The sequence below is a fragment of the Shewanella sp. 10N.7 genome (genome assembly GCF_020806285.1).
GTDB classification, from domain to species: domain Bacteria; phylum Pseudomonadota; class Gammaproteobacteria; order Enterobacterales; family Shewanellaceae; genus Shewanella; species Shewanella electrodiphila.
The window spans coordinates 12,468-37,362 of the sequence record NZ_JAJGZS010000013.1; the positions used below are offsets into that span (position 1 = coordinate 12,468).

A 24,895-nucleotide genomic window follows, 5' to 3' on the forward strand; every position below is an offset into this window, starting at 1 on the left:
CCGTGGTCGCGTTTAGTAAATGGTCAGACCCCTTTGAAGGTTTTTTTCGTTATGCTCTTATTCTATTACGAAGTCGAGCGTTTAAAACCTTCACTTAACATCCATTCAACACTAGCCTAACTAGACATCAAATGTTTGATTTGATAAAGTGCGCTATCTCATATAAATTGGTAAGACCAATTGACAACGGAGCTGAGGGCCAAATGGCTTATAGCAAAATAACCCAGCCTAAAATTTCAGATGTGATCATGGAGCAATTAGAGCGCATGATCCTTGAAGGTAGTTTACAGCCTGGCCAGAAGTTACCGCCTGAGCGTGAACTGGCTTTGCAGTTTGAAGTGTCTCGTCCTTCATTACGCGAAGCGATCCAGAAGCTAGAAGCCAAAGGGCTTTTAATGCGTCGCCAAGGTGGTGGCACCTATGTAAAAGAACAACTATGGCAAAGCCTCGCCGATCCTATTGTTGAGTTGATGCACAATGATTCAGAAAGTCAGTATGACTTACTGGAATTTCGTCATGCAACAGAAGGAATGATGGCTTATTTTGCCGCACTTCGTGGAAATGACGCTGATATGCAAAGCATTAAGCGTTCTATCAACGAAGTGGAAGCTGCAGCTAATGTTGAAGCACAAGCAGATGCGATTGTACGTTTTTATCGTGCAGTTGCCGAAGCTTCACATAATGTGGCGATGTTACACCTAGTACTTAGTTTAACCCCTGTGCTGCACAAGAACGTAGCACAGAACTTAGAGCTTCTAAGCCGCCGCGAAGAAGCATCTACAATGGCGAATGAGCACAGACGAGCATTACTCGCTGCTATCGTTCGTCGCGACCCTGATGCGGCTCGTGAAGCCTCGAACGAACATTTAAGTTACATCGAGGAAGTCATGTTGTCTGTGAGGGAAGAAGACAGTCGGTTGCAGCGTAGCTTGCGCCGTTTAAAGAGCGGTGTTTGATACAAATTATAGTGATAATCATTATAAATTGACCGAAACACATTAATTATCAGTATCTAGAGAAGGACAGCGACATGTCTGAAGATATGCTACAAGACTTAGATCCATTAGAAACTCAAGAATGGGTAGATTCACTGCAAGCCGTTTTAGAGCAAGAAGGCCCTGAACGTGCGCATTTTCTACTTGAACAATTAATCGATAAAGCTCGCCGCAATGGTACCCATCTACCATATAAAGCGACGACAGCTTATTTGAATACGATTCCTTCAGGCCAAGAGCCGCATATGCCTGGCGATCAGGAAATGGAACGTCGCATTCGTGCAATCGTTCGTTGGAATGCACTTGCAATGGTATTACGTGGTTCTAAAAAAGATTTAGAACTAGGTGGTCACATTTCAAGTTTTGCCTCTAGTGCGACTATTTATGACGTGTGTTTTAACCACTTCTTCCGTGCTCCAAATGAAAAAGACGGTGGCGATTTAGTTTATTACCAAGGTCATATCGCACCGGGTATTTATTCTCGTTCGTTCCTTGAAGGGCGTATTAGCGAAGACCAAATGAATGGTTTCCGTCAAGAAGTTGATGGCAAAGGTTTATCTTCATACCCGCATCCTAAGTTAATGCCTGACTACTGGCAGTTCCCGACGGTATCGATGGGTCTTGGTCCGATTCAAGCAATCTATCAAGCACGTTTCCTTAAGTATCTTACTGACCGTGGCTTAAAAGATTGCTCTGAGCAAACTGTTTACTGTTTCTTGGGTGATGGTGAGTGTGATGAGCCTGAAACATTAGGTGCTATCGGTCTTGCTGCCCGTGAAGAATTAGATAACTTAGTCTTTATCGTTAACTGTAACTTACAACGTCTTGATGGCCCTGTTCGTGGTAATGGTAAGATCATTCAAGAGCTAGAAGGCGAGTTCCGCGGCGCAGGCTGGGAAGCAGTTAAAGTGATTTGGGGTCGCTACTGGGATCCATTACTTGCACGTGACACTAGCGGTAAATTATTGCAGTTGATGGAAGAAACCGTTGATGGTGAATACCAGAACTGTAAAGCGAAAGGTGGCGCGTACACTCGTGAGCACTTCTTTGGCAAATACCCAGAAACAGCGGAAATGGTTGCTAACATGTCAGATGATGACATTTGGCGTCTAAACCGTGGTGGTCATGATCCAGTTAAGATTTATGCTGCACTACAGCACGCTAAAAACACCAAAGGTCGTCCTACAGTAATCCTTGCTAAAACAGTAAAAGGTTACGGAATGGGTGATGCGGGTGAAGGTAAAAACATCGCACATAACGTGAAGAAAATGGGCGTAGAATCGCTTAAGTACTTCCGCGATCGTTTCAATATCCCAATTAGCGATGATCAGTTAGAAGATATTCCTTACTATCATCCTGGTGCTGACTCAGAAGAAGTTAAGTACCTTAAAGCGCGCCGTGAAACTTTACATGGTGCTATGCCAAAACGTCTTGAGAAATTCTCACAAGATATCGAAGTACCATCATTGAAGATTTTCGACTCAGTACTTAAAGGTTCTAACGGTCGTCAAATCTCAAGCACAATGTCATTTGTACGTATTTTAACTGCATTGTTAAAAGACAAAAAAATCGGCAAACAAATCGTACCGATTATTCCTGATGAAGCACGTACCTTTGGCATGGAAGGTTTATTCCGCCAAGTGGGTATTTATGCTCATGAAGGACAAAAGTACGAACCACAAGATTCAGATCAAGTTGCTTACTACCGTGAAGATAAAACCGGCCAAGTATTGCAAGAAGGGATTAACGAGTTAGGTGCAATGTCATCTTGGGTTGCTGCGGCAACAAGTTACTCAGTTAACGATACCCCAATGATCCCATTCTACATCTACTACTCAATGTTTGGTTTCCAACGTATTGGCGACATGGCATGGGCAGCAGGTGATATGCGAGCTCGTGGTTTCATGGTGGGTGGTACATCTGGTCGTACTACATTGAATGGTGAAGGTCTTCAGCATCAAGATGGTCACAGCCATGTATTAGCTAACACTATCCCTAACTGTATTTCTTATGATCCGACTTACGGTTATGAGATCGCAGTGATTGTTCAAGATGGTATTCGTCGCATGTATGGTGAGCAGGAAGATGTTTTCTACTACCTAACAACGATGAACGAAAACTACGAACAACTTGCTATGCCAGAAGGCAGCGAAGAAGGCATTGTTAAAGGTATCTACAAGTTAGAAACCCTTCAAGGTAGTGGTAAAGGTTCTGTCCAGTTAATGGGTAGCGGTACTATCTTAGAGCAAGTGCGCAAAGCAGCTGTCGCCTTATCAAAAGATTTTGGTATTACTGCAGATGTATTCAGCGTGACTAGCTTTAACGAGTTAACTCGTGATGGCCAAGCAGCTGAGCGTTATAACATGCTCCATCCGACTGAAGCGCCAAAAGTACCTTATATTTCTGAAGTGCTATCAAAAGATGCGCCAGCAATTGTTGCTACAGATTATATGAAGGTTTACGGCGAGCAATTACGTGCTTACATTCCTACAGATTACAAAGTGCTAGGTACTGACGGTTTCGGTCGCAGTGATAGCCGTGACAACTTACGTCACCACTTTGAAGTAGATGCTAAGTTCATCGTTGTTGCTTCATTAAAAGCCCTTGTTGACCGTAACGAAATACCAGTTGATGTGCTCACTAAAGCCATCAAAGAATATGGTATCGACGTTGATAAGATTAATCCACAGTACGCATAGAGAGAAACAAAATGGCTGAATTAAAAGAAGTTTTGGTTCCTGATATCGGTGGTGATGAAGTTCAGGTTATTGAAGTCTGTGTTGCAGTTGGTGATGACATCGCTGCAGAAGATTCAATTCTTACGGTTGAAAGCGATAAAGCGACAATGGATATTCCAGCACCATTTGCAGGTACCGTTGCAGAGCTAAAAGTAGCTGTAGGTGACACGATTTCAGAAGGTAAACTGATTGCAATGCTTAATGCTGCATCAGAATCGGCACCTGCGGAAGCTGCAGCGCCGGCTCCTGTTGCGACTCCAGCACCTGCACCAGAAGCGACAGCTCCTGCCGCACCTGTGAGTGCAACGCCCGTAGCTGGTGGTACAGAAATCATTGAAGTCTCAGTGCCTGATATTGGTGATGCTGAGAACGTCGATATTATCGAAGTACTCGTTAGCGTTGGCGAAACCATTGAAGCTGATACTGGCTTAATTACCCTTGAAACAGACAAAGCGACAATGGAAGTGCCTGCGCCTTCTGCTGGTGTTGTCAAAGAGCTTAAAGTCGTTGTTGGCGACAAAGTCTCTCAAGGTTCATTAGTACTGATGTTAGAAGTAGGCGCGACGGCTGCTGCACCAGCAGCAACACCTGCTGCAAGTGCACCAGCTCCTGCGGCTCCTGCAACTAGTACTGTTGAAGTGAAAGAAGTGGCAGTACCAGATATTGGTGATGCTGCTGATGTCGATGTGATTGAAGTTTTGGTTGCCGTTGGTGATGTGCTTGAAGTCGATACGGGATTAATTACCCTTGAGACAGATAAAGCAACCATGGAAGTACCAGCGCCATTTGCGGGTAAGCTTGTTAGTTTAACGGTAAATGTAGGCGATAAAGTGTCTCAAGGTAGCATTATTGCTACCGTTGAAACCATATCGACTGCTGCGCCAGTTGCTAGCGCACCCGCTCCAGCAGCTAGTGCACCAGCACCGGTTGCAGCGGCTCCTGCGCCAGTAAAAGCTGCGCCAGTGCCACATCATCCAAGTGCGGGCAGTCAGCCTAAAACAGGTGCAGTACATGCATCACCAGCTGTTCGCCGCTTAGCGCGTGAATTTGGTGCTGACCTGACTTTAGTTAAAGGTACAGGCCGTAAAGGACGTATTCTTAAAGAAGACGTTCAAGCATTCATTAAGTATGAACTTAGTCGTCCTAAAGCGTCTGCTGCTACAGCTGTTGCTGGTGGCGCAGGTGGCTTAAATGTGATTGCTGCACCTAAAGTTGATTTTAGTAAGTTTGGTGAAGTGGAAGAAATTCCATTAAGCCGTATCCAGAAGATTTCTGGGCCTAACTTACATCGTAACTGGGTCACTATTCCACATGTGACCCAATTTGATGAAGCTGATATCACTGAGTTAGAAGCATTCCGTAAAGAGCAGAATACACTTGCTGCGAAAAAGAAAGCAGATTACAAGATAACTCCGCTGGTCTTTATGATGAAAGCAGTAGCAAAAGCATTGGCTGAATTCCCAGTGTTTAACTCAAGTTTAAGTGCAGATGGTGAGTCATTAATCCAGAAGAAATACTTCCACATTGGTGTTGCAGTTGATACACCAAATGGCTTGATGGTTCCTGTTGTGCGTGACGTTGATAAGAAAGGCATTGTTGAGCTTTCACGTGAGCTAATGGACATTTCTGTCCGCGCTCGTGATGGCAAGCTTAAGTCTGCAGATATGCAAGGTAGCTGTTTTACTATCTCAAGTTTAGGTGGCATCGGTGGTACTGCGTTTACCCCAATCGTTAACTATCCTGATGTGGCTATCTTAGGTGTGTCTAAGTCGGAAATGAAGCCTAAATGGAATGGCAGTGACTTTGAGCCTAAGCTCATGTTGCCTCTGTCATTGTCATATGACCATCGTGTAATTGATGGTGCAATGGCTGCGCGTTTCAGCGTGACATTATCAAGCATTCTTAGCGACATCCGTACGTTAATTTTGTAAAGAAAAAGGCTGCTCACTGTGAGCAGCCTTTTTTATCTCGTCACAGGATTGTGATCAGTATCAAACAAAGGGTAAAATGCAGCCACCTTACAAGATTTGCCCACATTTTGCAGTTTGGACGGTTTTTCCGCCAACAAGAGAAAAATAGAGGAAAACATGAGTAACGAAATCAAAACTCAGGTAGTAGTACTTGGTTCAGGCCCTGCAGGCTATTCAGCAGCATTCCGAGCTGCAGATTTAGGTTTAGAAACGGTTATTGTTGAACGTTTTAGCACGTTAGGCGGTGTTTGTTTGAATGTGGGTTGTATCCCATCTAAAGCACTTTTACACGTAGCTAAAGTGATCGAAGAAGCGAAAGAAGTTGCGCATCACGGTGTTGTATTCGGTGAGCCAACTATTGATTTAGAAAAACTTCGCGGCTTTAAAGAAAAAGTAGTAGGTCAGTTAACTGGCGGATTAGGCGGAATGTCTAAAATGCGTAAAGTTGATGTGGTTAATGGCTACGGTAAGTTCACTTCGCCAAACACTATTGAAGTACAAGGTGAAGACGGCGTTAAAGTGATCCACTTTGAACACGCGATTATCGCTGCTGGTTCTCGTCCAATTGAGCTACCGTTTATTCCACATGAAGACCCACGTATTTGGGATTCGACTGACGCACTAGAGCTTAAAGAAGTGCCTGGTAAATTGTTAGTTATGGGTGGCGGTATTATTGGCCTAGAAATGGGCACAGTTTACTCATCAATCGGTAGTGAAATTGACGTGGTTGAAATGTTTGACCAAGTTATTCCAGCTGCAGACAAAGATATCGTTCGTATCTTTACTAAGAAAATCAAGAAGAAATTCAACTTGATGCTTGAAACTAAAGTGACAGCGGTTGAAGCAAAAGAAGACGGTATTTACGTCACAATGGAAGGCAAGAAAGCACCAGCTGAACCTATCCGTTACGACGCTGTTCTAGTGGCTATTGGTCGTACACCAAACGGCAAATCTATCGATGCTGAAAAAGCTGGCGTTAATGTAGATGAGCGTGGCTTTATCAATGTTGATAAGCAGTTACGTACTAACGTACCTAACATCTTCGCTATTGGTGATATCGTTGGTCAACCGATGCTTGCTCACAAAGGTGTGCATGAAGGTCATGTTGCCGCTGAAGTTATTTCAGGTCTTAAGCACTTCTTCGACCCTAAAGTGATCCCATCAATTGCTTATACTGACCCAGAAGTAGCGTGGGTTGGTCTAACTGAAAAAGAAGCAAAAGAGCAGGGCGTTGCATACGAAACCGCTAGTTTCCCTTGGGCTGCAAGTGGCCGCGCAATTGCTTCAGATGCAAGTGACGGTATGACTAAGTTAATTTTCGACAAAGAAACTCATCGTGTTATCGGTGGTGCTGTTGTTGGTGTTAATGGTGGTGAGCTATTAGGTGAAATTGGCCTAGCAATTGAAATGGGTTGTGATGCTGAAGATTTAGCACTAACGATTCATGCTCATCCAACATTACATGAGTCTGTTGGACTTGCTGCGGAAGTTTACGAAGGTTCAATTACTGATTTGCCAAATCCAAAGGCAAAGAAGAAAAAGTAAGCGGTAACAACTGTAGCATTTTGTAATAAAGCACCTTTCGGGGTGCTTTTTTTTGGTCTAAGTTTACATGTAAGTGATATATTTAAAGAATGTATCAATAGTGATATTTTATCTGTTCAGTTACCGTCAGGCATGAAGCCTATTTTTTCTTGCAAGGAAACGCCCAAACAAAACGATTCGTCATAAGAGTACTCTCATAAAAATGATAAAACGCGTGAACCAGTTTTTTACTATCGTGTTTCTGGCTATTGTTTTTTGCACGCAAGCCGCTGCGGTAAACCTTGTACAGCGACTTTTTGATGCCAAAGATGGACTCGTTGATTACACCATTAATGATATTACGTTTGATGATTACGGTTATGTGTGGCTAGCGACTCAGCAAGGTCTTTATAGAGTCAGCAGTTCAGCTGTACGTCGAATAGACCAGCCAGGTAGTGCAGATGCGTTAAGTTACGAAAATATCAAATCATTAATCAAAGTGGGCAAGACTCATCTGTTACTCAAAAGTGATTTATCACTCACCCTTTATGATATTTCAACAAATCAATTTTATAATTTGCTAATAGACCCTGTTGATAACTTTGATAACGACCCTATTACCAGTCACACCATACTCGCGAATGATAATGTGATGCTATTAACAGAGTCGGGACGTGTGATGACGCTTGATAGCAGCACATTGCAGTTAGATTACGGCCTTGTATTGGATGATACTTTATCCTGGAATAGCATCAACCCTTTACAAGATAATCACATTATATACTCCAGTACCAATAGGATTGAGCTTAGGAATGCCCTGGGCGAGTTACAATCTAGCATTGATTGGAATGTACCAAATACATCGATTCGTGGTTTATTTATCGACAGTAAAGATAATATCTGGGCGTATACAAACAAAGGCTTGTATAGCGTCGATATAAGCAATCAAGTCATTAGTAAAATCAACATTACTCCACTTAATATCCGCCAAATAGTTGAAGATAAACTCGGTCATTTATGGATGTCGACTACTTCAGGTCTCCTTTCTTGGCAGCCTGATAGTCAAGTGATTAAATCTTATAAAGATGAATTAAAACGTGATTCTGACATTGACTATGTTGATGATATTGCTATCGATAAACATGGGTTCATCTGGGTGGGCGGCTCGGGTGAGGGTTTGGGATTATTAGCGCTTAAACCAGATTTTTTATTAGATTATTTCAATAAAGCGTCTCAGTATAAATTGGTCAATGAAATGGTTTGGAGCATTTATGCCGAGGGTGAAAAACTCTGGCTAGGTGGGGACGGAGGACTCAATATTGTTGATAAAAAAACGCTAGACTCCAGCTTGCATTTGCCTAATGAATTTGAAACCAGTGATTCAGTTTATAGTTTGGTACCTTTAGACAGTCAGCACCTTGTATTAGCGACAACCAATGGACTTTTTGTTTATGACAAACAGTCTAATCAAGAAGTCGACTTTTCAGAGTTTGCACCTGATAGTAATAACTTAAGGGGAAAGGAACTATTCGCTTCATATAATGACCCACAGTTTAATGGCCGGATCTGGTGGGGGACATTTAATGAAATTCATTATTGGCAACCTGGCTTGGCAAAGATAGAACAAATTCCATTATTTAGAGATGATGAGAGGCATTCAAGAACTAGCGTCTCAAGTATATACCGTGATCTAAGCAATAAGCTTTGGGTCGGCGGTAACAAGTACCTAGGCTATCTTGATGAGCAGAACAAGCTAGTGTCTTTGTCTGATATCATTGTCAGTCAATACCCCAATGTCGGCATCAATAATATATTCCAAGTTGATGATAATCATTTATGGCTTGGTACTTATCAAGAAGGGTTATTGTTACTTAACTTGCAAACGTATGCCGTTTCTTCTGTAAACAACTCATTAGATGTCGATTGTGATACGATTTATTTTCTCGAAAGAACAGCACGTTATAATCTTATTGGTTGTGAAAACAGCTTAATTCGTCAAGATATAAAAAGTGAAGCAATAGAAGTATTTTCTGTTCACGATGGTTTTACTGCATCAGAATTTAATGAAGCAGCCGCGTTTTATGATCCCAAGGCAGGCCTGTATATCGGCAGCCCTGACGGGGCTATGCTAGTCGATGTAGAGAAGTTAGAACATCGCAGCCGTAGTCAACAAATCTCTCTAGAATCAATTTCAGTTTATTACGAAGCAGAAACCGAACTATATCTGCTCGCTGATTCATTTCAAACTGTTCGCCCAGATGCCAAGTTGATTAGTTTCCAAATGACCACGTTTGATTATATTGATACGGCACCAATTAGTATTAAATATCGTTTACGATTAGATGGTTCGAACAAGAAATCGAATTACATTCTGTTGGAAGGCCAAACTCAAATTAATATTGCTGATTTAAGAGCTGGGGCTTATACCCTGGAATTACTTCATAAACAGCAAGGGGTTTGGTCAAGTGAACCGTTCCAATTTCAATTTACAGTTGATGAATATTGGTGGGCATCACAATGGTTTAAAATGCTGGTGTTGTTCACTATATTATTTATCGCATTTACATCGGTATGGTTACGTCAAAAGCAAGTTCGAAGAGTCATTGGTATTAATAGCGCGTTAAGAGAAAGCGAAGATAAGCTACGCCAGTCTTTAAGAGGCAGTGATTCGGATTTATGGGAGTGGGATAATAAATCAAACCGTATTCATTTTGAGAATCAATCAGGTATTTTAGGTGAAAGACGGCAGTTTTCTTATTTAATTTCTGACTTACCCATTATCGAAGAAGATAAAGACACAGTGAACCAACAATGGATTGGTTTACTTAAAGGTGAACACAATTCAGTGGATGTTGAGTTTCGCTACTATCGAGGTGAGGAGAAGATCGGTTGGCTGCGTATTCGCGGTCGAATGATGTCACGCGATGCTGAATCTGGGCAATTAACTAAGGTTGCTGGGATATATACCGAAATTTCGGAGCAGCGAGAATTGCAAAACGAAATAGACCTATTCGCCAAAGCGTTTGAGAACACGTCAGAAGGTATGTTGATTCTTGATCATGACAAAAAAATAAAAGTGCTCAATAGTGCGGCAAATACGTTATTAACTAGTAGTCATAATCAGTTAATCGGGGCATTTTTTGAGTCATTGATACCCTCACAAAACGAATCTGAAATTATTGATAACTTACTGAAAAGTGAGCGTTCATGGAATGGTGAGCTGACTTTTATTGGCGAGTCTAAGCAGTATTTCCCTGTGTGGGCCAATATTTCTGTCATGCTAGATAAGCAAGGTAATACCCAGCATTATGTGGTGGTTTTCTCTGATATCACTGTCCGTAAACAAAACGAGTTAAACCTTCGTCATTTAGCCAACAACGATATGCTGACTGGTTTAGCAAACCGTTCTATGTTTAACAGTCGATTGAGTGCTATCACTCAGCAAGCTCAGCGAACAAATGAAAAATTAGCATTATTGTTTTTAGATTTAGATCGCTTTAAGCATGTGAATGACTCATACGGACATAGTATGGGTGATGCTTTGCTGGTGGAAGCCGCGAAACGATTGCAGGGCAGTGTGGGTGACAATCATTTTGTGTGTCGTTTTGGCGGTGATGAATTTGTGATTTTATTGAGAGATGCCGATGATGTTGATCAAATAAACTTGATCGCTGAAAAGATCCTTCAAGAAATTGGCGCCCCCTTTAAATTATTTGGTCGAGAGTTCTTTGTTTCGACCAGTATTGGGATCAGCATGTGGCCTGAAGACACACTCGATCCTGAAACCCTGATTAAAAATGCTGATTTGGCCATGTATCACGCTAAAGATGAGGGACGAGGCAATTTCCAATATTATTCAGCAGAGCGAAACGCCGAAGCGCAATATCATTTAAGAATTGAATCAGAATTACGTAAGGCATTGGAAAATAATGATCTAGCGCTTTTCTACCAACCACAAATAGATATTCTTCAAGGAGATAAATTTATTGGGATGGAAGCGCTCATTCGTTGGCAACATCCTGAAGATGGATTTATTCGCCCAGATGTCTTTATCAAAGTGGCTGAATCATGTGGATTGATCATTGATATTGATCTTTGGGTGCTAAGACAGGCTTGTACAGACGGCGCACGTTGGTATGCATTGTATGACCAACCTTTTCAATTATCGGTCAATGTATCCGCCGTTCAGTTCAGACAAATTGATTTTATTGACAGTTTGAAAGTGATATTAGAAGACACGGGGATGCCACCTCACTGCTTGGCGATAGAAATCACTGAAGGCGTGCTGATGAAAGAATTACAGGTGGCTGTCTCACATTTAACCAAGCTAAAACAGCTAGGCATTGAAGTGGCAATTGATGATTTTGGTACAGGTTATTCATCTTTGGCTTATTTACGAAATTTTGAAGTGAACACACTTAAGATTGATCGTTCTTTCTTGATCGATATTGCGACAAACGAAGCTGACCAAGCCATTGTAAGCAGTATTATAGAGCTCGCGCGAAATTTAAAGTTACATGTAGTCGCAGAAGGTATTGAGTCATATGAGCAAATGGAGCAAGTATTTAGCCGAGGCTGTTACATCATTCAAGGTTATTACTTTGCTAAGCCCATGCCGCAAGAACAGCTAGATGCCTTTATTGGTATAACAGAAACAAGCTCAACTGGGATAGACGTAATTGATACTGAATAACATTGAAATTCAAACTCGAAAACGACTTAATGAAAATACTAACTGTTAATTTAGTGTTTAAAAGGTTTTATTAATGTTGGGGTTTCTTTGTTAGAATGGCGCCGATAATAACTTAAAGAAAGGGATCCTTTATATGGGGCGCAAAATCACACAGCTAATGTTACTGAGTATAGTACTGAGTATGGTCATAAGTATGGCTTATGCTCAAGAACGACCTTCAGTCGGATTAGTATTAAGTGGTGGTGGAGCAAAAGGGTCTGCTCATATTGGCGTGCTTAAAGTACTAGAGAAAAATCGCATTCCGGTGGATTATGTCACGGGTACCAGTATTGGCTCCTATGTCGGTGGTATGTATGCACTGGGTTATACCGCCACTGAAATTGAAGACATCATGCTTAACTCTCCATGGGCAGAAGGTTATTCAGATACCATTCCCCGTGAAGACCTTTCATTTCGAGACAAACAACACCGCGATAAATTCAATATCCCCATTAACGTAGGTTATAAAGATGGCGGCCTTGCTGCGCCCAGTGGCTTGTTACGAGGCCAGACCATGTCGCAGTTATTGCGTGACTCAACCGATTTGGTTGAACAGTTTGGCGACTTCGACGACTTAGCTATTCCGTTTCGCGCCGTGGCCACAGACTTAACGACCAGCCATGCTGTGATATTAGCAAAAGGCAGTATTGTCAAAGCCATGCAAGCTTCAGCGACCGTTCCTGGAGCACTTCAACCTGCTGAGATAGATGGTAAATTATTGGTTGATGGTGGTATATCCAACAATATGCCTATCGATGTGATTAAAGCGATGGGCGCCGATGTTGTGATAGCGATTGATATTGGCTCACCACTGGCCTCTAAAGAAGAACTGGATAGCACGATAGCGGTACTTGAACAGCTATCGACTATTCTGACCATGGCCACGACTCAACATCAGAAGACATTACTGGTTGAAGGTGATGTGCTTATTCGTCCTGCCATTGATGATATGAGCACCACTGATTTTGAAATTATGCCTCAGGCATTAGAAGCGGGCCGAATAGCTGGTGAAGCAGCATTGCCAATGCTGGCTCATTTAGGCGTCAGTGAGAAAGAGTATCAGCAGTATCAAGCTGATAAAAAACAAATCAAAAACCGACTAGTGAATCAAGTTAACCGTCCTGCTACGCAAATCGTATTCGTCAATGATTCCAAGGTTAGCGAGCGATTGTTACGTGAGGAGTTGAACCTTAAAGAAGGTGAGGTTATCACCAAAGAAGCATTAGAGGCTGGAGTAAAGCGGCTATATTCATTGAATAAGTTCGAGCGTGTTGATGCTGAATTTGAAGACACTGAAGAAGGACGCATATTAACCATTAATACACATGCTAAATCTTGGGGACCGAATTATTTTGATGTTGGCTTTAATTGGGAAGATGACTTTACGTTAGACTCAGCGATAACCTTAAGCTTAGCCTACACCATGGGTGAACTGACTAATAATGGTGGAGAATGGCGCAATGAAGTGCAGTTAGGGTACGAGAAACGTATTAGTACTGAATTTTATCAGCCATTCAGTAAAGACCAAGATTACTACGGCCGTGTTCATTATGAATATGAAATCAAAGATTGGGATTTCTACGATGGCAATGAACGAGAGTATGAACTAAAAAACGCCTTACATCAGTTTGCGGTTGGCGTAGGTTACAATTATTCCCATGCAGGCTTAATTGAATTAGGTGCCGTGGGAGAAGCCGGTACTTTATCAAACCGTGCAGTGACGCAAATCGATTTGGATTACAAGTCGAAAGGGGGTTACTTCATGGCAACCTTCGATACGCTAAATAGCATTAGTTTCCCAACCGAAGGACAGCGTCTCACATTTAAAGCATCAGTTCGTGATGAGGAATATAAAGGTGCCATAATCGAAGATTCCGGTGAGTTATCATGGTACTACGAAGCAGATTGGAAAGGTGCGTTAAAGCTAGGTAATCACGCTATTGTGGGCAAAATAGAGCTTGCAACCGTTGATGTAGACAGAGAGTTTACTTTACATGTCTCTGAGCTTGGCGGCTTCTTAAACTTATCGGGGTATCACAAAGGCGCATTAGCTGGGGCACATAAAGCATTTGGTGCGTTAATTTATCAATATGACTTAGGCCGTGATGTATTACTGTCAGATGTTCCTTTATACCTTGGTACCAGTTTCGAAGGCGGTAATGTCTGGGTTAATAGAGATAATGTAGATTTAGATGATCTGATTTATGCTGGCAGTTTATATCTTGGTACAGACACTAGCTGGGGGCCTGCAGCCTTGGGCGTGGGCTTTACTGACACGGGTGAACAAGCATTCTATCTATTCATCGGTAAAAACTTCTAACCGTTAAATAGCATCATAAAAAAAGCTGCCATAGGGCAGCTTTTTTTATGATGTAAATACCAGTATCACCCGAGTACCTCAGTTAATAAGCCGAGATGCTCGAGTTGATGATGACCAATTTGCCAGCGAGATTGCTGGGCAAGTTCAGCTGCCGGTATAGCCACCGTTTGCATTGAAGCGGCTCTTGCGGCGATTAAGCCATTGAATGAGTCTTCTATCGCCAAACAATTCGCCGGAGAAATCCCCAGTGCATTCGCGCAGTTAAGATATACCTCTGGATGCGGCTTACCGTATTGCAGGTTTTCAGCAGACTCTATCGCCATGAAGTAATTTTTAATGCCTAATTTTTTCATGACAGCTTCAATTAAATCGGATGACGAAGATGTCGCCAGCCCAATCTTAAGCTGCTTTTGCTGGCATAACTTTAAGGCTTCAACGACACCTCGCATCGGTTCGCCTTCATTTTCGATAAAGGCGACGACCTTATCAATAATCTGCTGAGCGACGTGCTGATTGTCATAGTTAGGCCAAGGATGTCTTTGATACCAGTAATTAACGACAGCATCGATTCTCAAGCCCGTTGTTACCTCTGCATCTACCAAATTAATTGGCACACCAAATTGATTCATTACTGCGACTTCAGCTTGTTGCCATGCAGGTTCAGTGTCGATAATTATGCCATCCATATCAAAAATAACGGCCTCTATTGGAGTGGAACTCATGACGAACCCTTTTGTTAATTGAATAAACATTCAATAAGCTTGAATAAGTACTCTTTAGAGTGTGATAACTCTATATCTGTACAAAGACTATGCAGAATAGCAAAAAAAATAGCAAAAAATCATCTATGTTATTCAATTGCTTTGTAGGATTAATTTAAATCCTGTGAGACTATTAAGGTGATGAATTAAATCATTTTTTTTGTTGTTTAAAACTATTGTCTAATTTTATTTGTTTAAAGTGGCTGTTAAATTGTGCTGCGAGCTAAAAATTAGCATCGATTTCGTCTCCATTAGAGTGTGATCTAATTCATACTTTTGCAAACCTGTAGTATACTACGGGTCGGATTTCAAGCCCGAACCTGTGGAATGGTCATTTTTTATGTTTTTCATAGACAATGACGTTCAGTTTCGCTGTTAGGCGCCAAACAAAGAGGAATGTTGCCGTGCTAGAAGCATATCGTAAACACGTCGCAGAACGTGCTGCAGAGGGTGTTGTCCCTAAGCCATTAGATGCACAACAAGTGGCTGAATTAGTGAAGTTAGTTGAGACTCCGCCTGCTGGTGAAGAGGCCGTAATTCTTGACTTATTAGAGAATCGTATTCCCCCTGGTGTTGATGAAGCTGCGTATGTTAAAGCGGCATTCTTAGATGCAGTTGCAAAAGGCACTGTATCGTCACCAATTCTATCTACTGAGCGTGCTACTGAACTACTTGGTACTATGCAAGGTGGTTACAACATTGAGCCGCTTATCGCTCAATTAGATAATGATGCACTTGCGCCAATCGCAGTGACTGCATTATCAAATACCCTATTAATGTTTGATGCTTACCACGACGTGGTAGAAAAAATGCAAGCAGGCAACGCATTTGCTAAGCAAATCGTTACTTCTTGGGCTGAAGCTGAATGGTTCTTAAACCGTCCAAAACTTGCAGACAAAGTATCACTTACCGTATTTAAAGTATCAGGCGAGACAAACACAGATGACTTGTCTCCTGCTCCTGATGCTTGGTCACGTCCAGATATCCCGTTACATGCTTTAGCGATGCTAAAGAATGCGCGTGAAGGCATCGTACCTGATGCTGCTGGCACAGTGGGTCCAATCAAAGAAATTGAAGCACTTAAAACCAAAGGCAACCCACTCGTTTACGTGGGTGATGTTGTTGGTACGGGTTCTTCACGTAAATCAGCGACTAACTCAGTATTATGGTTCATGGGTGATGATATCCCTTATGTACCAAACAAACGTGCTGGTGGTTTCTGTTTAGGTGGCAAAATCGCACCCATTTTCTTTAACACTATGGAAGATGCTGGCGCATTACCAATCGAGCTAGACGTAAGCAAAATGGAAATGGGCGATGTTATCGACATTTATCCATATGAAGGCGTTGTTAAGCGTGGTGGCACTGATGAAGTTATCTCTACGTTTGAGCTGAAAACCGACGTACTACTTGATGAAGTTCGTGCAGGTGGCCGTATTCCACTGATCATTGGTCGTGGCTTAACAGACCGTGCTCGTGAAACTTTAGGTCTTGCTGTTTCTGAAGTATTTGTTCGCCCACAAGATGTTGCTGCGTCTAGCAAAGGTTATACCCTTGCACAAAAGATGGTCGGTAAAGCATGTGGCGTAACAGGCGTTCGTCCAGGTCAGTATTGTGAGCCTAAGATGACCTCTGTTGGTTCTCAAGATACCACAGGTCCTATGACGCGTGATGAACTTAAAGATTTAGCATGTTTAGGCTTCAGCGCCGATTTAACTATGCAGTCTTTCTGTCACACCGCTGCATATCCAAAACCAATTGATGTGAACACGCATCAAACATTGCCTGATTTCATCATGAATCGTGGCGGTGTTGCACTTCGTCCAGGTGACGGGGTTATTCACTCTTGGTTAAACCGTATGCTACTGCCTGATACTGTAGGTACTGGTGGTGATTCACATACGCGTTTCCCAATTGGTATTTCTTTCCCAGCGGGTTCTGGCTTAGTGGCTTTCGCTGCTGCAACAGGTGTAATGCCACTTGATATGCCTGAATCAATTTTGGTTCGCTTTAAAGGTGAGATGCAACCAGGTATCACATTACGTGACCTTGTACATGCTATCCCGCATAAAGCAATTGAAATGGGTTTATTAACGGTTGAGAAAAAAGGCAAAATTAATGCTTTCTCTGGCCGAGTATTAGAAATTGAAGGTCTAGAGCACCTTAAAGTTGAGCAAGCATTCGAATTGTCTGATGCTTCTGCTGAACGTAGTGCTGCTGGTTGTACTATTAAGCTAGACAAAGATCCTATCATTGAATACTTAAACTCTAACATCGTGATGTTGAAGTGGATGATCTCTGAAGGTTACGGCGATCGTCGTACGATTGAGCGTCGTATCAAAGGTATGGAAGAGTTCATCGCGAACCCTGAGCTAATGAGCGCTGATAGTGATGCAGAATATGCAGAAGTTATCGAAATCGATTTAGCTGACATCAAAGAGCCTATCCTTTGTGCACCAAACGATCCAGATGATGCAGTATTATTATCATCTGTTGTTGATACCAAAATTGACGAAGTCTTCGTTGGTTCTTGTATGACTAACATCGGTCATTTCCGTGCTACTGGTAAGATGCTTGATAAGTTTGCAACAACGCTACCAACTCGCCTGTGGATTGCTCCACCAACGAAGATGGATAAAGACCAATTAACTGAAGAAGGTTATTACGCCATCTTTGGTCGTGTTGGTGCGCGTATCGAGATCCCAGGTTGTTCATTATGTATGGGTAACCAAGCACGTGTTGCTGAGAACTCAACAGTTGTGTCAACTTCAACACGTAACTTCCCGAACCGTTTAGGTACTGGTGCTAACGTATACTTAGCTTCTGCTGAGTTAGCTGCCGTAGCTGCACTATTGGGTCGTTTACCTTCTCCAGCAGAGTATCAAGAATACGCGAAAGAGTTAGATGCAACAGCAGCTGACACTTACCGTTACTTGAACTTTAATGAGATTGAGTCTTACACCAAGAAAGCTGACAGCGTGATTTTCCAAGCTGCAGTTTAAGCGTGACTTAGTTACTCGTTAATCAAAAATGCCAGCTAATTAGCTGGCATTTTTTTATTACCCCTTAAGCTTTGAGTGGAATTATTTCAAACTAGTATCTATTGCTGGTTTGTTTATTTTGACTTTAATTATTCGATTCGTGGCACTTTGGTGAATAAGTAAGTCGCCATCCCTTGTTGGGCGCATGTGTCGCACGATACCAGCATAAAAACCGCCTGATGGAATTTCCCAGCTTTGAAAAGTTTCACTTTTAGTATCGAAGCGTACTAGCGGATCAGGACGCATACCAGACTCATTAAACCATATCGCGCCATCGACCACGGCAATAGCATAAGGATGAGAGCGAGAACCACTCGGTGTAGGCCACTCATCGATTTTACCTGTTTGAGGATTATAACGACCTAAACGCCCACGACTTGAATTGACATACCAAATCATTCCGTTGGAGGCGATATCAAGTCGTCGCACTTTTGTGTCTTTATGGGGTAGTTCAATTTCACCTAAGGACATGGTTACAGGATCCACTTTGATTAAACAGTTGTGACCATTACAGGCAACCCAGGGATGACCCGACGCATCGATTTTTATCCCATAAGGGCGAGAACCCGCCGTGGGTAAACTAACCAGTTTTATATCGCCAGTTTGTGGATCAAGTCTGCCAATTTGATTGGCATGTTGGAGTGTAAACCAGAGTATGCCGTTTGCATCAAAAACAGCGGTATGCGGATCCCGAGCGCTCGAATCTGGCATATCGTAGACGACTATCTTTCCTGTTTGCGGATTTAGTTTGCCAATTGTGGCGTTCTTATTGCCGGTATACCAGACATTGTCATTGACATCGATAGTCACTGAATGTGGCATTGAACCGGGAGGAAGAGGGTATTCACGCATCTCATTTGTAACTGGATTAATCTGACCAATCAAATTTCCCCATTGACCTGCCCACCAAATAGAACCGTCAGCTGCAGCAACAGGGTCACGCGAACGCTGCCCTAGTGTTGGCACCACCCACTCCTGAAAGCTGATGTTAACTTCACCCTTTATGATTGTCGGTATGCGATTTGTATTGGGTGGATAGTTTTTTTCAAGGTAATTGATGATGCTATCCCTTTGTTCAGGAGCGCCTGATAGGTCAATCATCGATTCGGTAAGCGCTTGCCAATCTTCACGGCTATATCCCAAGCTTTGGCTTATTCGACTGATTGTGTGACAGGCTACGCAATGGGTTTCGACTAGTTCCAGAGCTTCTCCTTGTGGAAGCTCTGCACTCTTTGCCGCTATTGAAAAAGACGATAAGAAAGTCGCTGCTGCAATAAGCTTTAAAAGCATTTTTTCTTGAGTGATATGTTGGTTGAACATGACGGCTCCAGTGCTGAAAAAGTTAATCGATGGCGTTGATGTGAAGCTAACAAGTTGATGAAAGCATCAATATTGGTAATAAATAACCTAATCGTAAAATATTATTTGATCAACGTTTCGAAATGCATTAAATCGTGTTTAGGGGGATTATGCTGCCGAGAAAAATCATTGCAACTAGTGTTCTATGACGCGCCTCGAGTGCAATGGGGAATATAGCAGCCCTTTCGGGCTTTCTCATACCGCTTATTGAAGTGTTAATTCTTTATTGCTATATGTGATTTATTAACGCCTCTGATTCGCCATTTTTTGTAAATGGACTTACTGATATCACGATTGCATCCATGCCAAGTTCACACAAATGATTTTAGTGATTCTAGATACTTTAAGTAGGATTATTGTAACTGCAGGTAACTTTTAGTTTTTGAGATGTTTCTGGGCAAAACCTGTTTAGATATTCAGCCTTAGCATATTGAAGTTAATAACATAAAAAATGTGTTCAAAAGTTGAGATATTAGTTCATTTATATCAATAATTTATGTGATAACCTTCAGCTATCTTAGTAAACAATGGAAGTTTTATGAATATTTTCGAAATGATGCGAACAGGAGAACTTCACCCCATTTGGTTTGGTATTTTTATTCAAGGTGTCTCACTTGGAGTTTTGTGTATTCTTTTGGCTAAAAGTAAGAATCTAAATTCAAAAATTGCATCTATTATAGGTTTTATACCGATGATTAATTATTTAGCAGTATTGTATTATGTGGGAGTACCTAAGCTTGAAATACGTCAGTCAACTCAGTAACTCATTGCTGGCAAAATGGAGATAAAACGTTTACGTTCACCGACTTTGTACTTCATGTTTATCAACTAGGTTTATGGAAGACCAATACTTCAATCTAATCCATTGCATGCCGCAGAGATGTTCAGGATGAACGGAATGTCGCGATCACATGGTCAATGATGTTCCCTACATCATAATGGCAGCAGGGGTGCTCCAAGAGGGGGTGAGCAGTTTCCCCCTTCTTAGTCTACTCTTTACAAAAGATGGGGCGAAGCGCCACGACCTTTGATCTAATTTTAACGAAACTTAAAAATTAATGGGTAATTCGAAAATTACAAATATTATGAATACTTAATATTCATATCAATTAATGGTTCACGAGAACCTTTCTCTGCACGCAAACGGGCTAAATAACGTTCCCAGATCTCTACTTGATGGGTGCCAAATTCATGTAATAATTTCCATGAGAATAAGCCTGTGTCATGGCCGTCATCAAAAATGATTTTTACCGCATAGTTGCCTACTGGTTCAATGCCCTTGATGTTTACGGCTTTTTTGTGGGTGACTAAAATCGGATTACCATGGCGCTGCACTTCTGCAGACGGAGAGTTAACTCTTAGCATTTCACAAGTGATGTTAAAGACATCACCGTTATCAAAAGTAACCTCAAGTAACTTTGATTTACGCTTTAACTTTAGATTAGTAACAACTGGGCTTTTGTCTTGCTGGCTCATGAAATAGCTCTCTTTTAAGATGCTGTCAGCAACAGTTAAGTTAGCTTGCTGGCAATGATAGACAATAAAAAAGGTGATAGGCCATTGTGGCACTAATCACCTTTATTTTGCTAATCCTGTCGATGCTAAATTAGTTTTAGATCACAGAACGTTTTAGCTTACTGAAAAAGTAAATTCAAGCAGTGCTTAAAGAATAAAGCGGCTTAAGTCTTCATCTTCAACCAAGGTATCTAGATGATCTGTTACATAAGCTTCGTCAATCACAAAGGTGCTGCCAGACTTCTCTGATGCATCGTATGAGATTTCTTCCATCAGCTTTTCCATTACAGTATGAAGACGACGTGCACCGATGTTTTCAGTGGTTTCGTTAACCTGCCAAGCGGCATGGGCAATTTTTTCAATACCTGATTCAGCAAACTCAACTTTAACGCCTTCAGTACCCATCAGTGCAACGTATTGCTCGGTTAATGAAGCATGTGGCTCAGTTAAGATACGTTTAAAGTCATCAGCTGTTAATGCGCTAAGCTCAACACGAATAGGTAAACGACCTTGAAGCTCTGGGATCAAGTCAGATGGTTTTGACATCTGGAAAGCACCAGAAGCAATAAACAAGATATGATCAGTTTTCACCATGCCGTGTTTAGTGGTAACGGTACAGCCTTCAATTAATGGCAGTAAGTCACGTTGCACACCTTCACGTGATACATCAGGACCTGAACTTTCGCCGCGCTTACAAATTTTGTCGATTTCATCTAAGAATACAATACCGTTTTGTTCAACCAAATCGATAGCTTGTTCTTTCATGTCTTCTTGGTTGACTAGTTTGGCGGCTTCTTCTTCGATAAGTAGCTTAAAGGCTTCTTTAATTTTCACCTTCTTGCGGTTTTCTTTAGTCTGGCCCATATTTTGGAACATACTTTGAAGCTGGTTAGTCATTTCTTCCATGCCAGGAGGAGACATAATTTCAACGCCAACTTGTGGTGCTGCTAAATCAATATCAATCTCTTTATCGTCTAGCTGGCCTTCACGTAATTTTTTACGGAAAATTTGACGAGTATTTGAGTCATCTTTTTGCTCAGTATTCCAGTCATCTTTTGGCTTTGGTAGCAAGACATCTAGGATACGTTCTTCAGCAAGTTCTTCTGCGCGGTGACGGCCTTTTTTCATTTGCTGTTCGCGTGTCATCTTGATGGCTGAATCCGTTAAGTCACGGATGATTTGTTCAACTTCTTTACCGACATAACCCACTTCAGTAAATTTAGTGGCTTCAACTTTAATGAAAGGCGCGTTAGCAAGTTTTGCTAAACGACGTGCAATTTCAGTTTTACCGACACCAGTTGGGCCAATCATTAAGATGTTTTTTGGCGTCACTTCTTGACGAAATGATGCTTCAAGTTGCATGCGTCTCCAGCGGTTACGCAAAGCAACAGCAACTGAACGTTTGGCATTTTGTTGACCAATGATGTGCGAGTCTAATTCGTGGACAATCTCGCGAGGGGTCATTTCAGACATAAATAATTCCTTACGTTCAATTTAGTAGTCGATTTGCTCAACCGTTTTGTGTTGGTTGGTATATACGCAAATATCACCAGCAATGGTGAGTGACTTTTCAGCAATTTCTCGCGCTGACAAGTCAGTGTTTTGTAGTAATGCTAAAGCAGATGCATGGGCGAAATTACCGCCTGAACCAATAGCAATTAAGTCATGCTCAGGTTGCACTACATCACCGTTACCAGTAATGATTAATGATTCTTTAGTATCTGCAACAATTAGCATGGCTTCTAGGTTGCGAAGCATTTTGTCGGTACGCCAATCTTTAGCCAGTTCGACTGCTGATTTTAATAAGTGGCCTTGATGCATTTCGAGCTTGGTTTCAAAGCGCTCAAAAAGAGTAAATGCATCAGCTGTCCCGCCAGCAAAGCCAGCGATTACTTTATTTTGGTATAAGCGACGCACTTTACGTGCATTGCCTTTCATGACGGTATTGCCGAGGGAAACTTGGCCATCACCAGCGATGACAACTTGATTATTGCGGCGAATAGAAACGATAGTAGTCACGGTAAATCCTCTTAACGACGGCAGCAGTAAAATTGAGTCTGCTGCTGGTTGATAAAACAGATATGGGGATGGTTAGAATAAATTCAAGGCGATTAAAGGGATTGATTCAGTTATATTGTCTTTTGATTACATAATTATAATCTGCAAAATCGCTTGATGGTTTTCAGGTAACTAATTTGCCAAGCATATGAAATTGTTTGGCGAAATATAGAGTAAAAGACTAAGGAAAGTTGTATCTATGTCAAAAAAAGGAATATTGGCACTATCTGTAGTGATAGGCCTAGCTGGTATATTTTTTTATTTCAATCATCAGACTCAAGCCCCCTCAGTAAAAAGTCCCGAGTTAACTGCCCCTGTATTATCAGTATTTCCGCATGATATTGTCATGGATCCACAACGATTACTTGATGACCCTACTTTAAGTACTGTTGAAGTATTGGCTTCACTAAATGAGATTAAAGCTCAGTGTCGTAAAATGAATGGCGATTTTAGCGCTCAAATTGGGCAAATACATCAAATTATAATCACGGCTTTAGAGCAATCCCTTAAGGATGGTAAAACAGTTAGGGAGTTACTGGCTTATGAAGGGCAATATACAACTCATTATAATGGCTTTGACGATTTACTGCTGAAAGCTCAAGTTAATTTAGCCAGAGAAAAACTAACGATTACTAGTGATGTGTCTGTTCTTGCTAATTGGCAAGATTTAGACGTTATAAATGGCTTTAATCAGGATGTTATTACATCAATTGTAACTTCAATGGGCGGAATGACGTCTGCACGGCCAGCAATGACAATGAAGTTTGAGATTAAGCCTGACATCACTGCTGATGATTTAGCTTTGCTATTAAGCAATCAAGATAACTTTAATACCTATTTAGACACCTTTATTCAGATTGAAAATACTGCCGCGATTTCGCCATCAATGCTTTTTGTTGCTATAGCAACACAGATGTCTATTGAAGATTTTACGCTTGAAGCAAACGCCAAAACGTTTACCGTTAATGATGTGGCTTTGGCGATAAGAAACCAACTACCTAGTGAGTACATTGAAGTATTACTCAATAATACGACGGCATATGATGAGTTCCCTGCTTTCATTCAAGACCGAGATGGAGCAGGTATTGACGATAGGGGCGGTACTTATTACAACTTGGCTGATGTTGCTGTGAGTGAGTTTGATTTAGCCACACTAAAGTTGTTAGCTAATAAAGGTGTTAAGCCTACCAATGAGCCTGGTATCTTTACCGCAATGGATATTGCGTTATTAAACCTTCCAGAGAACCAAGAGGAGCTTAATGGAGGTACCTCTTTAAATCAGTATATTGACACTCTTACTTACCTCAAAAAGCAGGGGTATAAAGCGCATGGCGTGGCAATGGAACGTGCTAATCAAGAGAATGAAGTTCACTTTAGACCTCCTTATTTAGTCGGCTTCAGATTTACTACACCCATTAAAGGTCTAGGATTAGAGGAAGTCATCAATGACATTGAATTAATCGATGATAGTACCTCAATTGTACCTGCCGCAGTTGATGACTCATTAGTCTCACAAGCGATTATCGCGGCGGATGAAAGGAAGCAACTGCTAGCTGCCCAACGTGCACCTTGCGGTCGTATTGAGCAAGATTTACATGATGCACAGCAGTTTGCTACACCACATAGTATGGTTGAAATCGTTAAGTCATTAATGAAGCAAGAAGTTGATGTTGGTGCTGAATTACATCGTATTGATCCCGCATTAATTACAGTGTGGCACCAACAGCTGTTGTATCAAAACCAGCGTAATGAGGCTGCAAGTGTTGAAAATGAGTTTAAGCATTTAATAAAGCAGAACAGAGTGGATGAGGCTGTTATATATGCGTCCACTTACACGCTAACTCAATCAGAAACTACGCCATGTGGTTAAAGATGAAAGTTT

Annotated in this window: 14 protein-coding genes; 9 read left to right on the forward strand and 5 right to left on the reverse strand. The window is 41.6% G+C overall.

The window, feature by feature from the left end; translation table 11 throughout:
• Positions 1 to 203: 203 nt before the first annotated feature.
• The 6 genes from pdhR (at position 204) to LMH66_RS09935 (ending at position 14,279) form a co-directional block, all read left to right on the forward strand.
• Positions 204 to 956 (forward strand): pyruvate dehydrogenase complex transcriptional repressor PdhR, encoded by a 753-nt coding sequence (gene pdhR / locus LMH66_RS09910; RefSeq protein WP_102527414.1) that lies wholly within the window; start codon positions 204 to 206, stop codon positions 954 to 956.
• A 74-nt stretch (positions 957 to 1,030) separates the two neighbouring features.
• Positions 1,031 to 3,694 carry a pyruvate dehydrogenase (acetyl-transferring), homodimeric type gene (gene aceE / locus LMH66_RS09915; RefSeq protein ID WP_229369670.1) on the forward strand — a complete coding sequence of 888 codons (2,664 nt, stop codon included), beginning with the start codon at positions 1,031 to 1,033 and terminating at the stop codon, positions 3,692 to 3,694.
• 11 nt (positions 3,695 to 3,705) lie between these two features.
• Positions 3,706 to 5,664 carry a dihydrolipoyllysine-residue acetyltransferase gene (gene aceF, locus LMH66_RS09920; protein WP_229369673.1) on the forward strand — a complete coding sequence of 653 codons (1,959 nt, stop codon included), beginning with the start codon at positions 3,706 to 3,708 and terminating at the stop codon, positions 5,662 to 5,664.
• A 156-nt stretch (positions 5,665 to 5,820) separates the two neighbouring features.
• Complete coding sequence (gene lpdA, locus LMH66_RS09925; RefSeq protein ID WP_229369676.1) at positions 5,821 to 7,248, forward strand: dihydrolipoyl dehydrogenase; 1,428 nt, start codon at positions 5,821 to 5,823, stop codon at positions 7,246 to 7,248.
• Positions 7,249 to 7,462: 214 nt separating this feature from the next.
• A complete protein-coding gene (locus tag LMH66_RS20485; protein ID WP_229369679.1) occupies positions 7,463 to 11,920 on the forward strand; it encodes an EAL domain-containing protein in 4,458 nt (1,485 codons plus the stop codon).
• Positions 11,921 to 12,065: 145 nt separating this feature from the next.
• Positions 12,066 to 14,279, forward strand: coding sequence for a patatin-like phospholipase family protein (locus LMH66_RS09935; RefSeq protein ID WP_420709415.1), 2,214 nt, complete (start codon positions 12,066 to 12,068; stop codon positions 14,277 to 14,279).
• A gap of 65 nt (positions 14,280 to 14,344) precedes the next feature.
• Here LMH66_RS09935 and hxpB read toward each other — a convergent pair whose 3' ends face one another.
• Positions 14,345 to 15,001 carry a hexitol phosphatase HxpB gene (gene hxpB, locus LMH66_RS09940; protein WP_229369688.1) on the reverse strand — a complete coding sequence of 219 codons (657 nt, stop codon included), beginning with the start codon at positions 14,999 to 15,001 and terminating at the stop codon, positions 14,345 to 14,347.
• A 443-nt stretch (positions 15,002 to 15,444) separates the two neighbouring features.
• Between hxpB and acnB the strand changes: the two genes are divergently transcribed.
• A complete protein-coding gene (gene acnB / locus LMH66_RS09945; protein ID WP_229369690.1) occupies positions 15,445 to 18,042 on the forward strand; it encodes a bifunctional aconitate hydratase 2/2-methylisocitrate dehydratase in 2,598 nt (865 codons plus the stop codon).
• A gap of 81 nt (positions 18,043 to 18,123) precedes the next feature.
• Here acnB and LMH66_RS09950 read toward each other — a convergent pair whose 3' ends face one another.
• Complete coding sequence (locus tag LMH66_RS09950; RefSeq protein ID WP_229369693.1) at positions 18,124 to 19,401, reverse strand: cytochrome C; 1,278 nt, start codon at positions 19,399 to 19,401, stop codon at positions 18,124 to 18,126.
• Between the two features lie 577 nt (positions 19,402 to 19,978).
• Between LMH66_RS09950 and LMH66_RS09955 the strand changes: the two genes are divergently transcribed.
• Complete coding sequence (locus tag LMH66_RS09955; RefSeq protein WP_229369694.1) at positions 19,979 to 20,203, forward strand: hypothetical protein; 225 nt, start codon at positions 19,979 to 19,981, stop codon at positions 20,201 to 20,203.
• Positions 20,204 to 20,523: 320 nt separating this feature from the next.
• Here the strand turns inward: LMH66_RS09955 and LMH66_RS09960 are convergent, their stop codons facing one another.
• The 3 genes from LMH66_RS09960 to hslV all read right to left on the reverse strand — a co-directional run bounded on the left by LMH66_RS09960 (position 20,524) and on the right by hslV (position 22,974).
• On the reverse strand, positions 20,524 to 20,916 hold the full coding sequence (locus tag LMH66_RS09960) for a gamma-butyrobetaine hydroxylase-like domain-containing protein (protein WP_102527495.1): 393 nt from the start codon (positions 20,914 to 20,916) through the stop codon (positions 20,524 to 20,526).
• Between the two features lie 186 nt (positions 20,917 to 21,102).
• Positions 21,103 to 22,428 carry an ATP-dependent protease ATPase subunit HslU gene (hslU, locus tag LMH66_RS09965; RefSeq protein ID WP_102527421.1) on the reverse strand — a complete coding sequence of 442 codons (1,326 nt, stop codon included), beginning with the start codon at positions 22,426 to 22,428 and terminating at the stop codon, positions 21,103 to 21,105.
• A gap of 21 nt (positions 22,429 to 22,449) precedes the next feature.
• A complete protein-coding gene (gene hslV, locus LMH66_RS09970; protein WP_229369696.1) occupies positions 22,450 to 22,974 on the reverse strand; it encodes an ATP-dependent protease subunit HslV in 525 nt (174 codons plus the stop codon).
• A 238-nt stretch (positions 22,975 to 23,212) separates the two neighbouring features.
• On the opposite strand from hslV, the gene LMH66_RS09975 reads away from it, so the two are divergent.
• On the forward strand, positions 23,213 to 24,883 hold the full coding sequence (locus tag LMH66_RS09975) for a hypothetical protein (protein WP_229369697.1): 1,671 nt from the start codon (positions 23,213 to 23,215) through the stop codon (positions 24,881 to 24,883).
• Positions 24,884 to 24,895 lie beyond the last annotated feature (12 nt).

Bases quoted from the DNA above. Each gene is read 5' to 3' on its own strand.
- LMH66_RS09975 (WP_229369697.1), top strand. From the start codon at position 23,213: ATGTCAAAAAAAGGAATATTGGCACTATCTGTAGTGATAGGCCTAGCT.
- lpdA (WP_229369676.1), top strand. From the start codon at position 5,821: ATGAGTAACGAAATCAAAACTCAGGTAGTAGTACTTGGTTCAGGCCCT.
- aceF (WP_229369673.1), top strand. From the start codon at position 3,706: ATGGCTGAATTAAAAGAAGTTTTGGTTCCTGATATCGGTGGTGATGAA.
- hslU (WP_102527421.1), bottom strand. From the start codon at position 22,428: ATGTCTGAAATGACCCCTCGCGAGATTGTCCACGAATTAGACTCGCAC.
- LMH66_RS09960 (WP_102527495.1), bottom strand. From the start codon at position 20,916: ATGAGCCAGCAAGACAAAAGCCCAGTTGTTACTAATCTAAAGTTAAAG.
- aceE (WP_229369670.1), top strand. From the start codon at position 1,031: ATGTCTGAAGATATGCTACAAGACTTAGATCCATTAGAAACTCAAGAA.
- hxpB (WP_229369688.1), bottom strand. From the start codon at position 15,001: ATGAGTTCCACTCCAATAGAGGCCGTTATTTTTGATATGGATGGCATA.
- LMH66_RS09955 (WP_229369694.1), top strand. From the start codon at position 19,979: ATGAATATTTTCGAAATGATGCGAACAGGAGAACTTCACCCCATTTGG.
- pdhR (WP_102527414.1), top strand. From the start codon at position 204: ATGGCTTATAGCAAAATAACCCAGCCTAAAATTTCAGATGTGATCATG.
- LMH66_RS09950 (WP_229369693.1), bottom strand. From the start codon at position 19,401: ATGTTCAACCAACATATCACTCAAGAAAAAATGCTTTTAAAGCTTATT.